This is a genomic window from Brachyspira sp. SAP_772 (assembly GCF_009755885.1).
Taxonomy (GTDB): Bacteria; Spirochaetota; Brachyspiria; order Brachyspirales; family Brachyspiraceae; genus Brachyspira.
Genome location: NZ_VYIX01000014.1, coordinates 1 through 1,365, shown reverse-complemented (window position 1 = coordinate 1,365; position 1,365 = coordinate 1). Strand labels below are relative to the sequence as shown.

General features: G+C 23.8%; 2 protein-coding genes. One reads left to right on the top strand and one right to left on the bottom strand.

The window, feature by feature from the left end:
• Positions 1–536: 4Fe-4S binding protein (locus tag GQX97_RS12190; protein ID WP_157152204.1), on the bottom strand; the 536-nt coding region annotated here is incomplete at its 3' end.
• 169 nt (positions 537–705) lie between these two features.
• Here GQX97_RS12190 and GQX97_RS12185 point away from each other — a divergent pair.
• Complete coding sequence (locus GQX97_RS12185) at positions 706–1,341, top strand: Crp/Fnr family transcriptional regulator (RefSeq protein WP_157152203.1); 636 nt, start codon at positions 706–708, stop codon at positions 1,339–1,341.
• Positions 1,342–1,365 lie beyond the last annotated feature (24 nt).

Genomic DNA, 1,365 nt, shown 5'->3' with positions numbered 1-1,365 from the left:
ACACAATCTGCACTAATAAGTAAATCTATATTATCAAGATATGGAGCATTTTGGTTTATAAGTTTTAATTGTATAGGCCAGTTTCTTAATTCAGAATGCATTTCTATATTGTTATTAGATGCAGACATTTTATTTCTCATATCTCTTTGCATACTGCCAGGACAACCGCAAGGTTTATCTTCCAATTCAGGAACTTCTATATTATTTTCTTTCATATACTCTATAGCTTCTTTTAATAGTTTTTCTTCTCCATGTTCTTTTAAATGTTTAAGATGAGCTTTTATTACATTAATACCGCCTTTTATAATATTTACCATTACTTTTTTTTCATTATATTCTTCTGCTTCTCTTTCTTCTATAGTCATTGCATTTTCTGGACATTTTTTTATACAAGCTCCAAGTCCGTCGCAAAACAAATCACTTATAAGTCTTGCTTTTCCGTCTATTATCTGCAAAGCTCCCTCAGGACAATCSGGTATGCATTCTCCGCAGCCTGTGCATTTATCTTCATCTATTTTTATTATTCTTCTTTTCATTTTGCTTAAACTCCTATGTATATATGTRTAAAAGATAAAAGTTATTTATGTTTATATAATATAATTTTTTATAAAAAACTCAGTTGCTATAGCAACTAACTAATATTGATTTTTTAATAAAAAATACTATATTACTTATTGAATATATTGATGTTTTAGGGTTTGTCTTATGGAAAAATATATAGATATAATATTAAAATCAAGTTTATTCAGCAATATAGATAGARATGATGTTCTTAATATGATTAATAGCTTTCAAAATAAATCATATAAAAAAGGAAATACCATTATAGATATAGGAGACTACATAGATAATATTTATTTAATATTAGATGGTATGGTAGAGGTTTCCAAAGAATATGATGATGCGAGAAAAAATATAGTTAATATATTAAATGCGGGAGATATTTTTGCTGAATCTTTTGCTTTATCTACAAATAAAATTTCTACTATACAGGCATTATCTTTTACAGATACTAAAATATTAAAAATAAATACTAATAATATTTTTAATAATTCAACTTTTTTGAAAAATTTAATTAGGGTTCTATCTGATAAAAATATATTCCTTTCTATAAAAAATGATATTCTAAGYCAAAAAAGTTTAAGAAGTAAAATAATRCTTTATTTGAAATATATGTCTAATATACAAAAATCTAATAATATAGTAATACCGTATAATAGAGATAAATTAGCAGAGTTTATATCTTCAGATAGAAGTGCATTATCAAGAGAATTAAATAGATTATCAAAGGAAAAAATAATAAAATTGGAAGGAAATAAAATAACAATTTTAAAACATTAAAAAATTATTTATTCATAAAATCCA